The 18,362-nt window shown below is 43.6% G+C and carries 14 protein-coding genes; 11 read left to right on the top strand and 3 right to left on the bottom strand.

The annotated features are described in order from the left end of the window. Positions 1-177 precede the first annotated feature (177 nt). The 7 genes from glgB (at position 178) to ACTNC6_RS12435 (ending at position 10,208) form a co-directional block, all read left to right on the top strand. Positions 178-2,064 (top strand): 1,4-alpha-glucan branching protein GlgB, encoded by a 1,887-nt coding sequence (gene glgB / locus ACTNC6_RS12465; protein WP_441044240.1) that lies wholly within the window; start codon positions 178-180, stop codon positions 2,062-2,064. A gap of 120 nt (positions 2,065-2,184) precedes the next feature. Further along, positions 2,185-2,418 (top strand): hypothetical protein, encoded by a 234-nt coding sequence (locus ACTNC6_RS12460; protein WP_019160428.1) that lies wholly within the window; start codon positions 2,185-2,187, stop codon positions 2,416-2,418. A 258-nt stretch (positions 2,419-2,676) separates the two neighbouring features. Next, positions 2,677-3,852 carry a GTP-binding protein gene (locus ACTNC6_RS12455; RefSeq protein WP_441035125.1) on the top strand — a complete coding sequence of 392 codons (1,176 nt, stop codon included), beginning with the start codon at positions 2,677-2,679 and terminating at the stop codon, positions 3,850-3,852. 38 nt (positions 3,853-3,890) lie between these two features. Further along, entirely contained in the window at positions 3,891-4,841 is a 951-nt protein-coding gene (locus tag ACTNC6_RS12450) for a TIGR03943 family putative permease subunit (RefSeq protein WP_173744166.1), read from the top strand. 9 nt (positions 4,842-4,850) lie between these two features. Continuing rightward, positions 4,851-5,432 carry an aminoacyl-tRNA hydrolase gene (gene pth, locus ACTNC6_RS12445; protein ID WP_433844657.1) on the top strand — a complete coding sequence of 194 codons (582 nt, stop codon included), beginning with the start codon at positions 4,851-4,853 and terminating at the stop codon, positions 5,430-5,432. Positions 5,433-5,473: 41 nt separating this feature from the next. After that, positions 5,474-8,788: a transcription-repair coupling factor gene (mfd, locus tag ACTNC6_RS12440; RefSeq protein ID WP_441044238.1), complete on the top strand. Its 3,315-nt coding sequence runs from the start codon at positions 5,474-5,476 to the stop codon at positions 8,786-8,788. Between the two features lie 181 nt (positions 8,789-8,969). Beyond that, the gene (locus ACTNC6_RS12435) at positions 8,970-10,208 is read left to right on the top strand and encodes a peptidylprolyl isomerase (RefSeq protein ID WP_441044236.1); all 1,239 of its coding nucleotides are present in this window, start codon (positions 8,970-8,972) and stop codon (positions 10,206-10,208) included. A gap of 72 nt (positions 10,209-10,280) precedes the next feature. Here the strand turns inward: ACTNC6_RS12435 and ACTNC6_RS12430 are convergent, their stop codons facing one another. The 3 genes from ACTNC6_RS12430 to ACTNC6_RS12420 are packed head-to-tail and all read right to left on the bottom strand — an operon-like array spanning position 10,281 to position 13,323. After that, a complete protein-coding gene (locus ACTNC6_RS12430; protein ID WP_441044235.1) occupies positions 10,281-11,345 on the bottom strand; it encodes a GGDEF domain-containing protein in 1,065 nt (354 codons plus the stop codon). Positions 11,346-11,366: 21 nt separating this feature from the next. Beyond that, positions 11,367-12,167, bottom strand: coding sequence for an HAD family hydrolase (locus tag ACTNC6_RS12425; RefSeq protein ID WP_441035116.1), 801 nt, complete (start codon positions 12,165-12,167; stop codon positions 11,367-11,369). Beyond that, positions 12,160-13,323: a DUF4317 domain-containing protein gene (locus tag ACTNC6_RS12420; RefSeq protein WP_173744160.1), complete on the bottom strand. Its 1,164-nt coding sequence runs from the start codon at positions 13,321-13,323 to the stop codon at positions 12,160-12,162. The genes ACTNC6_RS12425 and ACTNC6_RS12420 overlap by 8 nt, the downstream gene beginning before the upstream one ends. A gap of 454 nt (positions 13,324-13,777) precedes the next feature. On the opposite strand from ACTNC6_RS12420, the gene ACTNC6_RS12415 reads away from it, so the two are divergent. From ACTNC6_RS12415 to ACTNC6_RS12400, 4 genes are all read left to right on the top strand, one after another. Continuing rightward, positions 13,778-14,788, top strand: coding sequence for a LacI family DNA-binding transcriptional regulator (locus ACTNC6_RS12415; protein WP_441044233.1), 1,011 nt, complete (start codon positions 13,778-13,780; stop codon positions 14,786-14,788). 123 nt (positions 14,789-14,911) lie between these two features. After that, positions 14,912-16,741, top strand: a complete 1,830-nt coding sequence (locus tag ACTNC6_RS12410; protein ID WP_441044280.1) for an amylosucrase — start codon at positions 14,912-14,914, stop codon at positions 16,739-16,741. A 113-nt stretch (positions 16,742-16,854) separates the two neighbouring features. Beyond that, positions 16,855-17,373: a nitroreductase family protein gene (locus tag ACTNC6_RS12405; RefSeq protein WP_303243414.1), complete on the top strand. Its 519-nt coding sequence runs from the start codon at positions 16,855-16,857 to the stop codon at positions 17,371-17,373. After that, positions 17,370-17,636: an acylphosphatase gene (locus tag ACTNC6_RS12400; RefSeq protein WP_173744157.1), complete on the top strand. Its 267-nt coding sequence runs from the start codon at positions 17,370-17,372 to the stop codon at positions 17,634-17,636. The genes ACTNC6_RS12405 and ACTNC6_RS12400 overlap by 4 nt, the downstream gene beginning before the upstream one ends. Positions 17,637-18,362 lie beyond the last annotated feature (726 nt).

The following is an 18,362-nucleotide window of genomic DNA, read 5'->3' as shown; positions in this document are numbered from 1 at the left end:
TTGACTCTGATATCATGAAATGAAAAGGTTATAGTTAATGAATTTTACAAAAAACACATAAAATCATCAGAAAAATTGTTGAATATACACAGAAATATGATTGACGTAGAGGATGGTCATTGGTATAATAAAAACTATAGAATGACTAAAGGTCAGTTCGCTAAGGGAGGACTCCAGATGGGTGAAAATATGAAATTTACAGATTTAGATCAGTATTTATTTGGTCAGGGGACCAACTATGAAGTATATAAAAAATTAGGAGCACATCCTGGTACCCGTCGTGGCAAAAAGGGTGTATATTTTGCTGTTTGGGCACCTAATGCACAGGCAGTGTCAGTGATCGGAGACTTTAATGGATGGGATGAGACTGCCAATCCTATGAAGAAGGTGGGTCCCATCGGGGTTTATGAGATTTTTGTAAGGGAAGCAAAGATCGGACAGCTGTATAAGTTTTTTATTACAGGAGCTCACGGGGAGAAGCTTTACAAAGCAGATCCCTATGCTAATGAGGCTGAGAAGCGCCCCGGAACTGCATCCAGGATCACAGATATTACAGATTATAAATGGAAAGATGCCACATGGATCAGAAACAGAGAAAAGTATGATTATAAAACACAGCCTATGGCAATTTATGAAGTACACCCCGGTTCCTGGATGAAGCATGGATGGACAGAAGAGAATGAGGAAGGCTTTTATAATTATCGTGAATTAGCCCCTGTTCTTACTGACTATGTGAAGAAGATGGGATATACCCATGTAGAGCTGATGGGAATTGCAGAGCATCCCTTTGACGGATCCTGGGGATATCAAGTGACCGGATATTATGCTCCTACTTCCCGTTATGGAACACCTCAGGATTTCAAATATATGATTGATTATTTTCATCGCAATAAGATCGGAGTTATCCTTGACTGGGTGCCGGCACATTTTCCAAAGGATGCCCATGGTCTGGCTAACTTTGACGGAACTGCAGTGTACGAGCATGAGGATCCCAGACAGGGAGAGCATCCGGAATGGGGGACAAAGATATATAATTACGGCCGCCCGGAGGTAAAGAACTTCCTGATTGCCAATGCTCTCTACTGGGTGGAGGAATGCCATGTAGACGGACTGCGAGTAGATGCGGTGGCATCTATGCTGTATCTTGATTACGGCAAAAAGGATGGCGAATGGGTTGCAAATAAGTACGGCGGAAATAAAAATCTGGAAGCCATTGATTTCTTTAAGCATCTGAACACAGTAGTGCAGGGAAGAAACCATGGAACTGTTATGATCGCAGAGGAATCTACTGCCTGGCCCAAGGTTACAGGAGCTGTGGAGGAAGAGGGACTGGGCTTCAGCCTGAAGTGGAATATGGGCTGGATGAATGACTTCCTGGAATATATGAAGCTGGATCCTTATTTCCGTAAATATAACCATAATAAGATGACATTCTCCATGACTTACGCATATAGTGAGAAGTATGTGCTGGTACTTTCCCATGATGAGGTGGTTCATCTGAAATGCTCTATGCTGGAAAAGATGCCCGGAAGCCCGGAGGATAAAGTGAAAAATCTGAAGGCTGCATATTCCTTTATGACCTGTCATCCGGGTAAGAAGCTTCTGTTTATGGGACAGGATTTCGGACAGCTCAGAGAGTGGAGCGAGGAGAGAGAAATTGACTGGTTCCTGCTGCAGGAAGAACCGCACAGAAAGCTGCAGGAATATTATGCAGATCTTCTTACGATTTATAAGAAATATCCTGCTCTTTATGCTATGGATAATGATCCATCCGGCTTTGAGTGGATCAATGCCGATGACGGGGACAGAAGTATCTTCAGTTTTGTGAGAAAGTCACCTACCGGAAGAAATAATATTTTGTATGTGGTTAATTTCACTCCTGTGGACCGTCCGGACTACAGAGTAGGTGTACCAAAGAAAAAACAATATAAGCAGATCATGGATGAAAATGGTCTGTTGACAGAGCCAAAGACCTTTAAGGCTGAGAAACAGGAGTGCGATAACAGACCGTTTTCCTTTGCATATCCGCTTCCTGCTTACGGAGTTGCAGTATTTACCTATTAAACATGGTAAAGCGTTAAAAATTCGTGCAAAATAAATAATTGCTTTTTCTTTCTGAGTGCGATATAATGAGCGCGAACAAGAAGAGTTGATTAAGTTTGTACATGTTGAAAGGAGAAAAACATGAAGGTATCTAATATTAAAGACATTGATAAATTTTTTGAAGTAGTAGACAGCTGTGATGGTAAGGTGGAATTAGTAACAGGCGAAGGCGACAGACTGAACCTGAAATCTAAGTTATCCCAGTATGTATCTCTGGCAAACATTTTCTCAGGCGGAGAGATTCCGGAGCTTGAGATCGTTGCATATGAGAAAGAGGACATTGATAAATTAATGAGCTTCATGATCAACGGCTGATCATAGAATATACTAAGGGGCATGATATCATGCCCCTTTCTTTAACCGAATAAACTACGGAGCAGATATTCGGTTATGAGCAAGTAGCGAAGCGGATTGCGAATATCCGCTTGACAGGACAAAGTGTGTAAAAAAGCTTTGGAACTGTAACTGACAGTATACGTATACGGCTGGAAACCAGGGGGCGGACTGCTTCCTGGTCAAAGTGCGTTAAGGTACAATAAACAGTAATCAGAAAGAAAAGGAGAAAAATGAATCATGGCTACAAAAATTGATATTATTTCCGGTTTCCTTGGAGCCGGCAAAACTACATTGATCAAAAAACTTCTGAAAGAAGCATTTGCAGATGAGCAGGTGGTACTGATTGAAAATGAATTTGGCGAGATCGGTATTGACGGAGGTTTCCTGAAAGAGGCGGGAATCCAGATCCGTGAAATGAATTCCGGATGTATCTGCTGCTCCCTGGTTGGTGATTTCGGAACTTCTCTGAAGGAGGTTGTTGAGAAATATCATCCGGACAGAATTCTGATCGAGCCATCCGGTGTAGGCAAATTATCAGATGTGATCAAAGCAGTACAGGGTGTCCAGGGAGATGTGGATATTGTACTGAACAGCTATACCACTGTGGTAGATGCAAAGAAATGCAAGATGTATATGAGAAACTTTGGCGAGTTCTTTAATAATCAGGTGGAATATGCGGGAGCGGTTATTATGAGCCGTACGGATATTGTAGATGAGAAAAAAGCGCAGCAGGCAATGGAGCTTCTTCGTGAGATCAATGGAAAGGCTGCCATCATTACCACTCCTATTGAAAAACTGGATGGTAAGAAGATCCTGGAGGTTATGGAGAAACCGGTATCTCTGGCAGATGAGATGATGGAGGAAGAGGTTTGCCCGGAATGTGGACATGTGCATGAGCATCATCATCACGATCACGACCATGAATGTGGCTGTGGCCATGACCATGAGGAGCATGAGCACCATCATCACGACCACGAATGCGGCTGTGGCCATGACCATGAGGAGCATGAACACCATCATCATGATCACGACCATGAGTGTGGCTGTGGCCATGACCATGAGGAGCATGAACACCATCATCACGATCACGACCATGAATGCGGCTGCGGCCATGATCATCACCATCATCATGCAGATGAGGTCTTTACAAGCTGGGGACGTGAGACTATCCGTAAATACAGCCAGAATGAATTAAAAGAAATGCTGGATGCGTTGTCTGCATCTGAAGAGTATGGTATTATCCTCCGTGCCAAAGGAATGCTTCCTGCTGAGGACGGAACCTGGATCTATTTTGATATGGTTCCTGAGGAAACAGAAATCCGTGAGGGTGCACCGGAATATACAGGACGTCTCTGTGTGATCGGTTCTAAATTAAAAGAGGATAAGCTGGCAGAATTATTTAAACTTGCTTAGTGATGTTGTAAAAATAAAAGGTTAAAGGAAATAATATTATGGAAGATATCAAGGTTCCCATTTATCTCATTACCGGTTTCCTGGAAAGCGGAAAGACCACTTTCCTGGATTTTACATTGCAGCAGGAGTATTTTTCCATTGATGGAAAAACTCTGTTGATCCTCTGTGAAGAGGGAGAAGAGGAATATGACAAAGAAAAACTGAAGCTTGCAAACACAGTAGTTGAGGTGATCGAGGAAGAGGATGACCTTACACCTCAGCGTCTGGCTGCTATGGATATTATCCATCAGCCGGACCGTGTGGTTATAGAATACAATGGAATGTGGCTTGTGAGCAAATTTGAACAGATGGAACTGCCGGAAGGCTGGGGGATTGAACAGGAGATCACCTGTGTAGATGCCACTACCTACCAGGTGTACATGGCAAATATGAAATCTCTGTTTATGGATATGGTCAGAAATACAGACATGGTTATTTTTAACCGCTGTAAAGAGGGAGATCCTCTGCCTGCATACAGAAGGGGAATCAAGGTTGCCAATCAGAGTGCAGAGGTTATTTTTGAGGATGAAGAAGGGGAAATGGAGGATATTTTCCAGGATGAGCTGCCCTTTGACATCAATGCACCTATTGTGGAGATTCCCCCTGAGGATTATGGAATCTGGTTTGTAGATGCCATGGATAATCCAGATACCTATGTGGGAAAAATCGTACGTTTTAAGGGACGTGTGATGAAGCCACGTGGAATGGGAAGCAAATTTTTTGTTCCCGGACGTGTAGCTATGACCTGCTGTGCGGATGATACCACATTCCTGGGATATATCTGCAGAAGTGATTATGCTCCTCATATCAAGGAAGGAAGCTGGGTGGAGGTAACTGCGAAGGTTGCTTTTGAAAATCGTACAGAATATCAGGGAGAGGGCATTGTTCTTTATGCGTCAGATGTAAAGGAATGTGAACCTTTAAAAGAAGAAATGGTATATTTTAACTAGGGAGAAAATATGTACTTAGTAGTTGGTTTGGGAAACCCGGGGCGGCAGTATGAGGCTACCCGCCATAATATGGGTTTTGATACAGTAGATTATCTGGTGGAGGAATATAAGGTTCCCCAGGGTGGCGTGAAATTCAATGCCATGTATGGAAAGACTGTGATCGGCGGTGAGAAGGTGATCCTTATGAAGCCGTTGTCCTTTATGAATTTAAGTGGTGGTCCGGTCAGGGATATGGTGAATTATTTCAAGATCGACCCTGAGACAGAGCTGATCGTAATCTATGACGATATTGACCTGGATCCCGGACAGCTCAGGATCCGCAAGCAGGGAAGTGCAGGCGGGCATAACGGGATCAAGGATATTATCCGTCAGCTTGGCACAGAGAAATTCCTGCGGATCAAGGTGGGAGTAGGTGCCAAGCCCAAGGGCTGGGATCTGGCAGATTATGTTCTGGGAAGGTTTTCCACAGAAGACAGAAAAATTGTGGATGAAGCCATTGCAAAAGCAGGGAAGGCTGTGGATATCATGATTTCCCAGGGACCGGATGCTGCCATGAATGAATTCAATAAAAAGGCAAAAGCAGTTGTGTAAAAGTAACCTGAAAAATTTATGACTGTTTCGGGAGATTAGGCATGAAAGCTTTTTTGACACCTCTGCAGGGGCTTGCAGAGTTTGAACAAATTTGTGAAAAAGGCAAAAAAAATAAAGGAGTCCTTCAGGTTTCCGGGTGTCTGGAATCCCAGAAGGCTCATTTAATATATGGCCTTTGTCAACTGGCGCCATTTCGTCTGATCCTGGCAGAGGATGAGCGGCGTGCCAGGGAAATTTATGAAGATTATCGGTTTTACGATAAAAAGATATATTTATATCCTGCCAGGGATCTGCTTTTCTTTCAGGCAGATATTCACGGGAATCTGCTGATCCGCCAGAGAATGCAGGTGGTCCGTGCGCTTATGGAGGAAAAGGAACTGGCTGTTGTTACCAGTATTGATGGCTGCATGGATTTTCTGGAATCTCTGGAGCAGATAAGGGAACAGCTTCTGCATTTTACCAGCGACAGCACGGTGAATATAGATGCTCTGAAAGCCAGGCTGGTATGGCTGGGCTATGAAAGAGTAGGACAGGTAGAGATGCCGGGGCAGTTTTCCATTCGTGGCGGTATTGTAGATATTTATTGCCTGACAGAGGAGAATCCCTGGAGAATTGAGCTGTGGGGAGATGAGATTGATTCTATCCGCAGCTTTGACGCAGAGAGCCAGCGTTCTCTGGAAAATCTGGAAGAAATCACAATTTATCCTGCTGTGGAGCATCCGGGGGAGAAGGCCCAGCTTTCTTTTCTGGATTATTTTCCTGCCCAGAAATCTGTGGTTTTTCTGGATGAACCAAATCGTCTTGTGGAAAAGGGACAGGCTGTGGAAGAGGAATATCGCCAGAGCCGTCTGCACAGAGCAGAAAAGGGAGAGAAGAATCTTCCGGAAAACTGGCTTTGTTCTTTTGAAAAGGTGCAGAAGGAGCTGAACAGGCGAAATTGTATTGCCCTCTGTGCACTGGAGCCCAGACAGGCTGGCTGGAAGATTAATGAAAAATTTTATATAGAGGCCAAATCTGTAAATTCTTATAACAGCAGCTTTGAGCTTCTGACAAAGGATCTGGAACAGTACAAAAGACAGGGATACAGGGTTGCGCTTCTTTCCGGCTCCAGGACCAGGGCAGAGCGTCTGGCAAAGGACCTTCAGGAACAGCAGCTTTCGGCTTTTTACAGTCAGGATTATGACCGGCAGATTCAGCCGGGAGAGATCATGGTGGTCTATGGTCATGCGAAAAAGGGATTTGAGTATCCCCTGACCAAGTTTGTGGTCATGACAGAATCTGATATTTTCGGCCGTGAGCAGAAAAAGCGAAAAAAGAAAAAGAATTATAATGGAAAGCGCATTCAGGATTTTGCAGAACTTTCCGTTGGAGATTTTGTGGTTCATGAAAGACATGGTCTGGGTATTTACCGGGGCATTGAGAAGGTTGAGGTTGACCGGGTGGTCAGAGATTATATCAAGATCGAGTATCAGGGAGGAAGTAATCTCTATATTCTGGCTACCCAGCTGGATTCTCTTCAAAAATATTCTGGTGGGGATGCTTCGAATACGCCTAAGCTGAACAAGCTGGGAACTTCTGAATGGAACAAGACAAAAAGCAAGGTTCGGGGTGCTGTAAAAAATATCGCAAAGGAACTGGTAGAGTTATATGCAGCCCGTCAGGAGAAGGAAGGGTATGTGTGTGGTCCAGATACTGTGTGGCAGAGAGAGTTTGAGGAGATGTTCCCCTATGAGGAAACAGAGGATCAGCTTGCTGCCATTGAGGATGCCAAAAGAGATATGGAGAGCACCAGGATCATGGACCGGCTGATCTGTGGAGATGTGGGATATGGAAAAACAGAGGTAGCGCTCCGGGCAGCCTTCAAGGAGGTACAGGAGAGCAGACAGGTGGCATATCTGGCACCTACCACCATTCTGGCTCAGCAGATTTATAATACTTTTGTCCAGCGAATGAAGGAATTTCCGGTACGTGTGGAGCTGCTCTGCCGTTTCCGCACGCCTGCCCAGCAGAAAAAGGCAATTGAAGATCTGAAAAAAGGACAGGTGGATGTGGTGATCGGAACCCACAGGATCCTGTCCAAGGATGTGAAATTCAAAAATCTGGGTCTTCTGATCGTAGATGAGGAGCAGCGTTTTGGGGTCACTCACAAGGAGAGGATAAAGCAGCTGAAAAAAGATGTGGATGTACTTACTCTTACTGCCACACCGATTCCCAGAACCCTTCATATGAGTCTGATCGGGATCAGAGATATGAGCGTGCTGGAGGAGCCGCCTATGGACAGAATGCCTATCCAGACTTATGTAATGGAGTATGATGAAGAGACTGTACGGGAAGCCATTAACCGGGAGCTTCGCAGAGGCGGGCAGGTGTATTATGTTTATAATCGGGTAACGGATATTGCAGATGTGGCATTGCGTATTGCAAAGTTGGTGCCTGAGGCAAGAGTGGATTTTGCCCACGGGCAGATGAGCGAGCGGGAACTGGAAAACGTTATGTACGGTTTTGTAAATGGAGATATTGATGTGCTGGTTTCCACTACCATCATTGAGACAGGGCTGGATATTTCCAATGTTAATACCATGATCATCCATGATTCGGACAGATATGGACTTTCCCAGCTTTATCAGCTGCGAGGCAGAATCGGACGGTCCAACCGCACGGCTTACGCATTTTTGATGTACCGAAAGAATATGATGCTGAAGGAGACTGCAGAGAAGAGACTGGCTGCGATCCGTGAATACACAGATCTGGGAAGCGGCTTCAAGATTGCCATGAGGGATCTGGAGCTTCGCGGTGCAGGAAATCTTCTGGGAGCCCAGCAGCATGGGCATATGAATGCAGTCGGATATGATCTGTATTGTAAGATGCTCAGTGAAGCGGTAAAAGAAGCCAAAGGAATCCATACAATGGAAGATTTTGACACATCCATTGACCTGAATGTAGATGCTTATATTCCGGATACTTATATTGGAAATGAGTTTCAGAAGCTGGATATTTATAAACGGATTGCGGGAATTGAAAATCAGCAGGACTATGATGATATGCTGGAAGAGCTTCTGGACCGGTTCGGAGAGCCGGGAAAGGCTGTGCTGAATCTGTTGGCTGTAGCCAGATTAAAATCCATTGCCCACAGGGGTTATGTGACGGAAATCAAACAGCTGGGGAAAGAGGTGCGTATTACTCTATATGAAAGGGCAAAGCTGAATCCTGCGGGAATTCCTCTGCTGATGCAAAAGTATGGACGGAGCCTGCAGTTTAAAAATGACCAGGAACCTAAGTTTATTCTGAATCTCAGGGATCCTCTGATCCAGGCGCTTACAGAGTTTGCAGGAGAGCTGGAGAAGCTGGCAGAATGATCGGAGAGGTGACAGAAAGAAAGATGTCTGGGATTTTGGGAAAATCGTGATGAAAGTGTGAATTGTATGAGATATTTTACAATTTGCCTTGCCCTCAGACTGAAAAAAGATTATACTGAGATAAGCGCACAGGACGGAAGGATAATATTCCTGTGAATATATGGAGGAAGAAATGAAAAAAATGATGAAAAGAACAGCCGCTGTGACTCTGGCAGGCATTATGTCAGTGGGAATGCTTACAGGCTGCGGAAGCAAAACAATAGACGGAACAAAAATAGTAGCTACTGTAGACGGAACTGAGATTCCTCTTGGCGTGGTAAGCCTTTATGCCCGTCAGCAGCAGGAGCAGACAACTGCTATGTATATGAGCTATATGGGAAGTGCTGATAATATCTGGGATCAGACTGCAGATGAGGATTCCGGAAAGACTTACGGAGATCAGGCAGTGGAAAGCAGCCTGAAGTCTGTAGAGACTATGTATATCCTTAAGGAAAAGGCAGCTGACTATAAGGTTGAGGTGACAGAGGATGAGGAAAAAGCCATTGCAGATGCAGCTTCACAGTTCATGGCTTCCAATGGAGAGGATACCATCAAAGAGCTTGGAGTTACCGAGGATCAGGTAAAGACTCTGTTAGAGCTTCTCACAATTCAGGAGAAGATTTATGATCCTATTGTTGCGGAGGGCAATATTACAGTTTCCGATGATGAAGCAAACCAGTCTTCTTTCACATATGTCAGCATTTCTACCAGTGGTGATGATGTGACTGATGAGCAGAAAGAGGAAAAAAAGAAACAGGCTCAGGAGATTCTGGACAAGATGAAAGAAGATCCTACTGCTGATATGAGTGAAATTGCTAAGAGCGTGGATGACAGTTATTCTGCAGTAGAGGGCAATTTTACAACCAAAGAGAGTGATGAGGATAGCGAGGATGAGGATTACAGTTCTACCGCATATCCGGATGAGGTTCTGAAAGTACTCCGTGGTCTGAAGGATGGAGAGGTTGCTTCTGATATTATTGAGACAGATACAGGATATTATGTAGTAAGACTGGATAAGGTTCATGATGATGATGCAACCGCATCCAAGAGAGAATCTCTGAAGAACTCCAAGGAGAGCACCTACTATTCCGATATTACAAGTGATTGGCTGGACAGTGCAAAGACCGATGTGAACAAGAAGGTTCTTAAAACTCTGAAGATTACAGATAAGCATACTTTCACAGCACCTACACCTACTCCAACACCTGAGGTAACTGAGGAAGCAACAACCACACCTGAGGTAGAGGAAGAAGCAACAGAGACACCTGCAGCAGAAGAAGAGGTAACAGAGACACCTGAGGCAGAGGAAGAAGCAACAGAAACACCTGCAGCAGAAGAAGAGGTAACAGAAACTCCTGCGGCAACAGAAGCAGCAGAATAAAAATGAGATAAAATGAAAGCCGGCTATATCAATTCGTTGGATTGATATAGCCGGTTTTCATTTTGGGCAGTATCAGAAAATCACAGTATCCCTGCCGTGAGTCTTGCCATAATATAGCTTGTCATCTGCATGCTTGACCATTTCTGAAGGACTGGAGTTATAATCGTATTCCTCCAGACCAAAGGTCATAGTTACATGAAGGGAGACATCCTTATAAACGATCGTCAGATCAGAGACTGCTAATCGGATATTATCCATCAGTGTGCTGGCTTCATCCAGATTGAGTCCGGGAAAGAAAAAGAGAAATTCTTCACCGCCCCATCTGCACACATGTCCCAGTCCCAGGGTTTTTTCCTTGAAAAGCTTTGCCAGATCAGTGAGGACCTGGTCTCCGCAGTTATGACCATAGGTATCGTTGACCTTTTTGAAGAAATCAATGTCTCCGATGGCAATACTGAAATTTTCGGATGGATTTGCTGTAATATGATTTTTCAGGATTTCCTCCATACGTCTGCGGTTATACAATGTGGTAAGAGGATCTGTGGCTGCCTGCTGCTGCAGCTCCATGTTGTAGAGAAAGAGATGTTTCTCTGCTTTCTGAAGATTAGAACTGAAGGTAATGCAGACTAATACCATAATAATAAAGGAAAGTACAGTGTTCACAATCTGCATGATCAGCATTTGCTCATCATTCAGAGAATATACAGGGGCATTGAGCTGACAGTTGAAAAATAAAGCCATTCGCAGGAAAAACAGGAAAATGGTAAAAATAATTTTATTGAACAGCCGGTCATAGATGGAAAACATGGAAACCAGCAATAACGGCATCATAAAATTGATTCCACCACAATTCCATCCATAGCAGTAAATGAAATAAGTAATCCATCCTACGGAAATGCATACATAAAACAGAAGATTCCATCGGATAGGAATGGTGTTAACTTTTTTCCTGGCTATATAGGAGGCTGCTATCCAAACTAATACGGGAATACTGTTTTTGACATATCCCATTTGCACCAGGCAGATGATAAAGATAGCAAAATAGGCGATATAAATATTGTAGGATCTGGTCAGAATCAGGGAATAGTAGACAGGGATTGATTCTGGCAGATTCTCCTGAGTTTTTTTTGTATTCATACAAAATCCTTTACTGAAAATTTATATAAGATGAAAATGTTTTAAAGCATTTGCAATTCCGTCCTCTTCTATAGGAGTGGTCTGATAGGTACAGTAAGGCAGGATCAGGGGATTTGAGTTCCCCATTGCAATGCTGGTTTTGGCGTATTTAAGCATAGGAAGATCATTGGTGCTGTCGCCGAAGGCATAGGTATTCTCAATGGAAGCCCCAAGGTAATCGACAAGAAACTGAATACCTGTAGCTTTGCTGTGGCTTTTCTGAGCCAGCTCCCAGGCAGCATCTTCGTGAACGAAACAGGTGAAATGCTGATCTGCAAATTTGCGGAATTCCTGCCTGTCAGATTCAGCAGTAGGAAATACCAGGAATTTATCAAATGTGAAGTTCTCATATTTCTGGGTAGTGTACAGAGAAATGTCCTCTGTAACAGTTACCTTTTTCAGCTTTTGTATAGCATCCGGCAAATCACAGGAAGAACTGTCATACAAAATTTTATCCGGTCTTTCAAAGCAGGCGGGAAGCCTGCTTTTCCGAAGCCTTTCCACAATTTCCCTGCATAACGGGTTGGGAATAGAGCTGGAAAGCAGAAGCTTATCGTGGAGATAGATCTGGCTTCCGCAGCCACATACATATCCGTCAAAATTCATTTCCCGGATCATATCCGGAAGCATGGTGTAGGTACGCCCGGAATTAATGAAAAGCAGATGACCATTTTTACGTGCAGCCTTTAATGCCTGCTGTGTACTGTCTGGGATTGTCCAGGGATAAGCGGTGAGCAGCGTGCCGTCGATGTCAAAAAATAAAAGCTTTTTATCTTTATTCATCCAGAGAATCCTCCTCATCTGAGACAGATTTCTCTCCGGTGTGTATACGGATGCCATTGAGCTCTACGTCACCTTCCATAGGGATGACCAGACATTTTACACCGTCAATAAGCTTTGTTTCCACAAGGGCGGCACGTTCAGGATCCACATGTACTACCACATCAGGTGTTTTGATCTCAAAACGTCGGGTGTTGGTGATGTTTGAGGCTACCAGAGAGGATTTTTCTCCGGCATTGATTTCATATTGTTCATCAAAGGACTGGAGCTTCTCATCCTCTACACCGCAATCCTCAAAAAGTCGTTTGACTTCAGATTTGGTAAGGACTACAGGTTCAGGCTCATCCTTCTGGGATTCGATCAGCTCATTCAGCTTTTCGTGAATATTCATAACTGTATCATAGTTGCAGTCATCTCCCAGGGTTTCTTCTACCAGAGCATTAAAGGAGTCCTTTTGTCCGCCGGCAGAAAGAGGGGCGGTGCATCCCAGCAGCTCGTCAATAAAGATATCTCGAAGCTCATTGGTATTCTTACTATAATAAAGAACACCGTGGATATCTGTGCTGCGGTCATTAAACTGTGGGAAAAGGAAAGCTACTTCAGGCATTTCTACGATCCAGTCACGGATACGGTCCTGAATGCTGTTAGTCTCTGCGTTATAACAGAGCCCTGCTTTGGAAAGCTTTACAGGGCAGATACAGCACATAATGTGATCATAAATCTCATCAGATGCATCGAACATCTCTGCACCATCAGAGGATTTACCGGGAATATCGTAGACTCCGTGGATCAATATAATATAGTAGTTTTCCGGATAATCATAGTTTTCAATAATCCGGTCATAGAAGTTTTCAACAAGCTCATCGTCAGTCAGCTTGCTGCTTCGCAGTCTCATAAGAAAATGCTGGGTGCCTCCCTCAGCCTCCTGGTCCAGAGGGAATTCCATGTTCATAAGATTTTTACCCACTGTACCGGACAGAGATTTGCGGAAAATCTCAAAATATTTAAACATTTCCTCCTCAGAGAGAGAAAGAAAGGCTTCTTTTAATTCTGTTTTCTTGTTTTTTTCCCCATCTACGTAACAGCCGCAGATACGGGTGATAGAACAGTTTTCCGGAGTAAACTGTTTCTTAATCTCGGAAATTTCTTTTTTATTCATAAAAGGAGATACCTCATTTGCTGTTTGATTGTAATGTATGATCAGGGGATATTTTTTCCGTTTCTCACCTGACAGTATAATATTTATTATAAAACAGATTTAACTTGGGGGCAAGGAAGAAGTATAACAAAACACAAACAAAACACAAAAATTGCAACGTATAATTACTAAAACGGAAAATAAAATAGTTGAAAAATTTCAGGTACGATGTTATATTGGAAATAGATGGGAAAACGTTTTCTTATATGCGGAAAAAACTCCTTGAAAAATTTTACGAATGTTGGAAAAGCGGATGATTATGTGGGAAAACGTTACCATAAAGACCTGTTTTAACTGAATTAAGTAAGTCCCCTGCTTCAATTGCGAAGAGCAATAAGCAGTTATTTGGTTATGGCAAATGGCGAAGCGGATTGGGAATATCCGCTTGACCAAGACAGAAAGGACAAGGAAGAAAATGGATGTAACAATTAAGGATATAGCAGCTGATGCAGGGGTATCTGTATCTACGGTATCTCGTGTTGTGAATGGATCTAAATCTGTAAGTCCTGAATTAAAGGGGCGGGTTATGGCCAGTATTGAGAAATTTCATTTTCGTCCCAATGCTGCAGCCCGCAGTCTGGTTACCAGAAACACCGGACTGGTAGCTGTTCTGGAAGCAGATGTACGAAATCCGATCACAGCTCTTCATCTGAAGCAGATCAGTGATGTATGTATGAAGCACGATAAAGTGATGATTGTCTGCGATTATGATTTTGACCAGGATAAGGCCCTTCTTCTGATGGATAATATGCTGGAACGAAATATTGACGGATTGATTTTTCAGGGAGTTCATCTTAATGAGAAAATTCTGGAAAGGCTCAGGAGATTTCAATGTCCGGTTGTGCTGGGAAATCAGGGACCATCAGAAGATATGAGATGTGAGTTTCCTGCTGTTACAGTAGACAGCTATCATGCAGCCAAAGACATGACCCGGTTTTTGATCAGCGAAGGACATAAACATATTGCATATGTTGGCGGAAGCTCTGAGGATTATACAAATGGAACACTGAGACTAAGAGGTTTTCTGGATGGAATGAGGGAGGCTGATCTGCAGGTACAGGATTCGGATATATATCAGGGAGAGTTTTCTACAGAGTTCGGAGAAAAAGGGATGAATCAGATTTATGAAAACAGTTTGGAGCTTCCGACAGCAGTGGTGACTGGCTCTGATATTATTGCCGCAGGTGTGATTCGGTGTCTGAAAGCCCATAAATTAAAGGTACCGGATGATATTTCTGTGGCAGGATTTGATGATTCTATTTCTGATATCTATGATCCTCCGTTGACAACAGTAAGAATGCTTGATCAGGGAGAGGTTTTTTATAAGGCTCTTTTTGAGGAAAAGGGAGAAGCGTGCGTGAATGAATGGTGTTATTTTCCATATCAGATTGTAAGGCGAAGTTCTACCAGGAGAATTACAAACTAAAATTTCATTGCCCAGGAAATCAGGAATGAATTTTGGAAATGTTACTAAAAAGGAAATGTATATATAAAAGACAGGAGGCCGTATATGGCAATTAAAAGGGAAAAAATGAAAAAAAACACAGGTATGGAAAGTCTGTATGATGTCAGACTGGAGAAAAAAGTAGAAGAGCTGCGCTGGTTATATATGGAGCTTTATGGAAATACTTCGATGTTTGCGGAATTATGTGACCAGATGAAGAGCTTCTATCAGAACCGTGCAGAAGCACTGAAGGAACTTGATCAGGAAAGAGAAAAAGATCCGCAGTGGTATAAGAAAAATGACATGCTGGGAATGATGTTTTACATTGATAATTTTGCCGGAAATATGAAAGGTGTTGAAAGCAAACTGGATTATCTGGAAAAAAATAATGTAAATTATATTCATCTTATGCCATTCCTGGAGACTGTGAAAGGCCGCTCGGATGGTGGCTATGCAGTGGCAGATTTCCGCAAGGTACAGGAGAATCTCGGCACTATGGAGGATCTGGAAGAGCTGACAGGCGCCTGCCATAAAAAAGGAATCAGTGTGTGCATGGATTTTGTTATGAACCATACCTCTGAGGATCATGAATGGGCAAAAAAGGCCCGCCAGGGGGACGGAGAGTATATGAGCAGATACTTTTTCTTTGACAATCCCTATCTTCCTTCTCTCTATGAGAAAACAGTGCCGCAGGTATTTCCTACCACTGCACCTGGAAATTTTACCTGGCTTCCGGAAATCGGCCATTATGTAATGACTACGTTTTATCCTTATCAGTGGGATCTGAATTACAAAAATCCCCGGGTATTCAATGAAATGATGTATAATTTCCTTTTCCTTGCAAATAAAGGAATTGATATTATACGTATTGATGCAGTTCCTTATATCTGGAAGGAACTGAATACTTCCTGCCGTAATCTGCCCCAGGTACATACGATTGTGCGTATGATGAGACTGATCAGTGAGATTGTATGCCCGGGCATCCTTCTCCTGGGAGAAGTGGTGATGGAGCCGGAAAAGGTGGTGCCTTATTTCGGAACTGTGGAAAAGCCGGAGTGTCATATGCTTTATAATGTAACTACAATGGCAACAACCTGGCATACAGTTGCAACCAGGGATGTGAGCCTTTTGAAAAAACAGCTGGATATTGTCAATGGACTTCCCAAGGATTATGTATTTCTCAATTATCTGCGGTGCCATGATGATATTGGCTGGGGGCTGGACTATGCAACTCTTCAGCAGGAAGGAATAGAAGAACGTTCCCACAAGAAGTATCTGAATGATTATTTTCAGGGTTATGCCGGAAACAGCAACAGTCGTGGAGTGCTCTATAATGAGGACCCGGTTACCGGAGATGCCAGATTCTGTGGAACAACAGCATCTATGTGCGGGATTGAGAAGGCTGGCTTTGAGCATGACAGGGCAGGGATGAAGAAGGCAATCCAGCTGGACGTGATGCTTCATGCTTATATGTTCATGCAATCGGGAATTCCTGTTCTTTACAGCGGAGATGAAATTGGGCAGGTAAATGATTATTCCTACAAAAAGGATCCGGACAAGGCTCCGGATTCCAGGTATATCCACAGAGGTGCCATGCGTTGGGAACGTGCAGCAAAATGTGACAGCCCCAGAACTGTGGAAGGACAGATTTTCAGACAGCTGGATAAGCTGGAAAAAATCCGCAAAACGGAAAAGGCTTTTATGACAAATGCGGATACCTGGACAGTAGAAACCTGGGATAACAGTATTTTGTGCATTGGACGCTATTATGATGGCGATAAGATATATGGGTTGTTTAATTTTAGTGAGTATGATAAGACCGCATGGATCAATGAGCGGGATGGTATGTACAAAGATTTGATTTCAGGTAAAGTTATGGAAGCGGCAGGGGTAAATGTTCCGGCCTATGGTTTTTACTGGCTGAAAAAACAGTAAAGGATTTCTCTCATTACATTACATAGATTACATTACATAGAAGGAATTTGGTGTTGCGGGTACCGGATACTTGGAGATATAATATTAAAAAAATATGGGAGGCTGAGACTATGATGAATGAAACAATAAAAACTCTGCTGGAACGTAGAAGTATTCGTGGATATAAAAAGGATCTGGTTCCTGCTGAAATTCTGGATCAGATTCTGGAAGCGGGAGAATATGCACCCAGCGGAATGGGAATGCAGGGAACCATGATGGTTGTTACACAGAATGCGGAGCTTGTGGCAAAGTTGTCTCAAATGAATGCTGATGTGATGGGAAGTGGGGCAGATCCATTTTATGGTGCGCCGACAGTGATCATTGTGTTTGCTGACAGTGAAATGGGAACCTGTGTGGAAAACGGAAGTCTTGTGATGGGAAATCTTATGAATGCGGCCCATGCTCTTGGAGTTGATTCCTGCTGGATTCATCGTGCGCGGGAGGTATTTGATTCTCCGGAAGGGAAAGCGCTGAAGGCTCAGTGGGGAGTACCGGAATCTTATGTAGGTATTGGACATTGTGTTCTGGGATATAGAAGTGGAGAATATCCGGAGGCTAAGGCCAGAAAAGCTGGATTTGTGATTCGGGTATGATGATCAGGAGGCATTATTGGTTTTCCGGGAGAGTGCAGGGAGTTGGTTTTCGTTATAGGGCGTATTATATTGCCGGCTCTCTGGGGATTACCGGATGGGTACGGAATAACTGGGATGAACGTGTGGAGATGGAAGCCCAGGGTACGGAAGAGAGTCTGGATAAAATGGTGCAGATGTTGAGGGAGCAGAGGTTTATCTGGATTGAAGATGTTGAGATAAAGGAAATGGAGGTGGAGGTGGAAAGTGGGTTTTATGTGAAGTAGAGATGGGGGTGCCGGAGGCCGGACGCCGGACGTCCCGAAAGGACAGCGGGTGGGGAGACTGGTTTCGGGAGCTAGGAACTCTAAGGCCCGGGAGATCAGCTAAAGGCGCTCGCAAATGGCGCAAACTCGCTTCGCTCAGACAGTGCGGCCATTTGTTCGCAACGCTGATCTCCCGGGCCCAAGAGTTGCTACGCTCCCTGCACGAGCCTCTCCACCCGCTGTCCTTTCGGGGCTGGTGGCTGGCGGCGGGAGGGGGTGTAGATTGGTGGCTGGTATGGGGAGGGGGCGGAGCGGATTTTTTTTGTCTGTGGAAGGAAGAATAGTGATTGGAAATAAAAAATAAAAAAAGTTAAAAAGGGGGTTGACAGTGGCGGATAGGAGTGTTATATTAGTTGAGCTGTCAGAAATAATTGTTTCTCAGACAGGGACAATTTTAATAGATTTCTGAAAGAAAAAAGAAATTTAAAAAAGTGCTTGACAACTTAAAACCTTTGTGTTAAAGTAATCAAGTCGCTTGAACAGAACTGACAGTTATGTATCTGGATAACTTTTTGAGAAAACGAAAGAGTTGAAAAACTTTGAAAAAAACTTGAAAAAAGTGCTTGACAAAGTAAAACAGATATGATAAAGTAAACAAGCTGTCGCAAGACAGACAACCTTGATAACTAAACAGTGAAACACATACGATTCTCGAAAATTCTTTACACATGAGCATCGAAAGATGCG

Origin of the sequence: Blautia sp. HCP3S3_C4 (genome assembly GCF_052064095.1) — a bacterium.
Taxonomy (GTDB): Bacteria; Bacillota; Clostridia; order Lachnospirales; family Lachnospiraceae; genus Blautia_A.
Note: the sequence above shows the minus strand (reverse complement) of the source record. Positions and strands in the feature narration are given on the sequence as shown.

Coding starts and splice junctions, on each gene's coding strand:
- ACTNC6_RS12415 (WP_441044233.1), top strand. CDS start 13,778: ATGGATGTAACAATTAAGGATATAGCAGCTGATGCAGGGGTATCTGTA.
- ACTNC6_RS12460 (WP_019160428.1), top strand. CDS start 2,185: ATGAAGGTATCTAATATTAAAGACATTGATAAATTTTTTGAAGTAGTA.
- ACTNC6_RS12420 (WP_173744160.1), bottom strand. CDS start 13,323: ATGAATAAAAAAGAAATTTCCGAGATTAAGAAACAGTTTACTCCGGAA.
- ACTNC6_RS12430 (WP_441044235.1), bottom strand. CDS start 11,345: ATGAATACAAAAAAAACTCAGGAGAATCTGCCAGAATCAATCCCTGTC.
- pth (WP_433844657.1), top strand. CDS start 4,851: ATGTACTTAGTAGTTGGTTTGGGAAACCCGGGGCGGCAGTATGAGGCT.
- mfd (WP_441044238.1), top strand. CDS start 5,474: ATGAAAGCTTTTTTGACACCTCTGCAGGGGCTTGCAGAGTTTGAACAA.
- ACTNC6_RS12410 (WP_441044280.1), top strand. CDS start 14,912: ATGGAAAGTCTGTATGATGTCAGACTGGAGAAAAAAGTAGAAGAGCTG.
- ACTNC6_RS12425 (WP_441035116.1), bottom strand. CDS start 12,167: ATGAATAAAGATAAAAAGCTTTTATTTTTTGACATCGACGGCACGCTG.
- ACTNC6_RS12435 (WP_441044236.1), top strand. CDS start 8,970: ATGATGAAAAGAACAGCCGCTGTGACTCTGGCAGGCATTATGTCAGTG.
- ACTNC6_RS12405 (WP_303243414.1), top strand. CDS start 16,855: ATGAATGAAACAATAAAAACTCTGCTGGAACGTAGAAGTATTCGTGGA.
- ACTNC6_RS12455 (WP_441035125.1), top strand. CDS start 2,677: ATGGCTACAAAAATTGATATTATTTCCGGTTTCCTTGGAGCCGGCAAA.
- glgB (WP_441044240.1), top strand. CDS start 178: ATGGGTGAAAATATGAAATTTACAGATTTAGATCAGTATTTATTTGGT.
- ACTNC6_RS12400 (WP_173744157.1), top strand. CDS start 17,370: ATGATGATCAGGAGGCATTATTGGTTTTCCGGGAGAGTGCAGGGAGTT.
- ACTNC6_RS12450 (WP_173744166.1), top strand. CDS start 3,891: ATGGAAGATATCAAGGTTCCCATTTATCTCATTACCGGTTTCCTGGAA.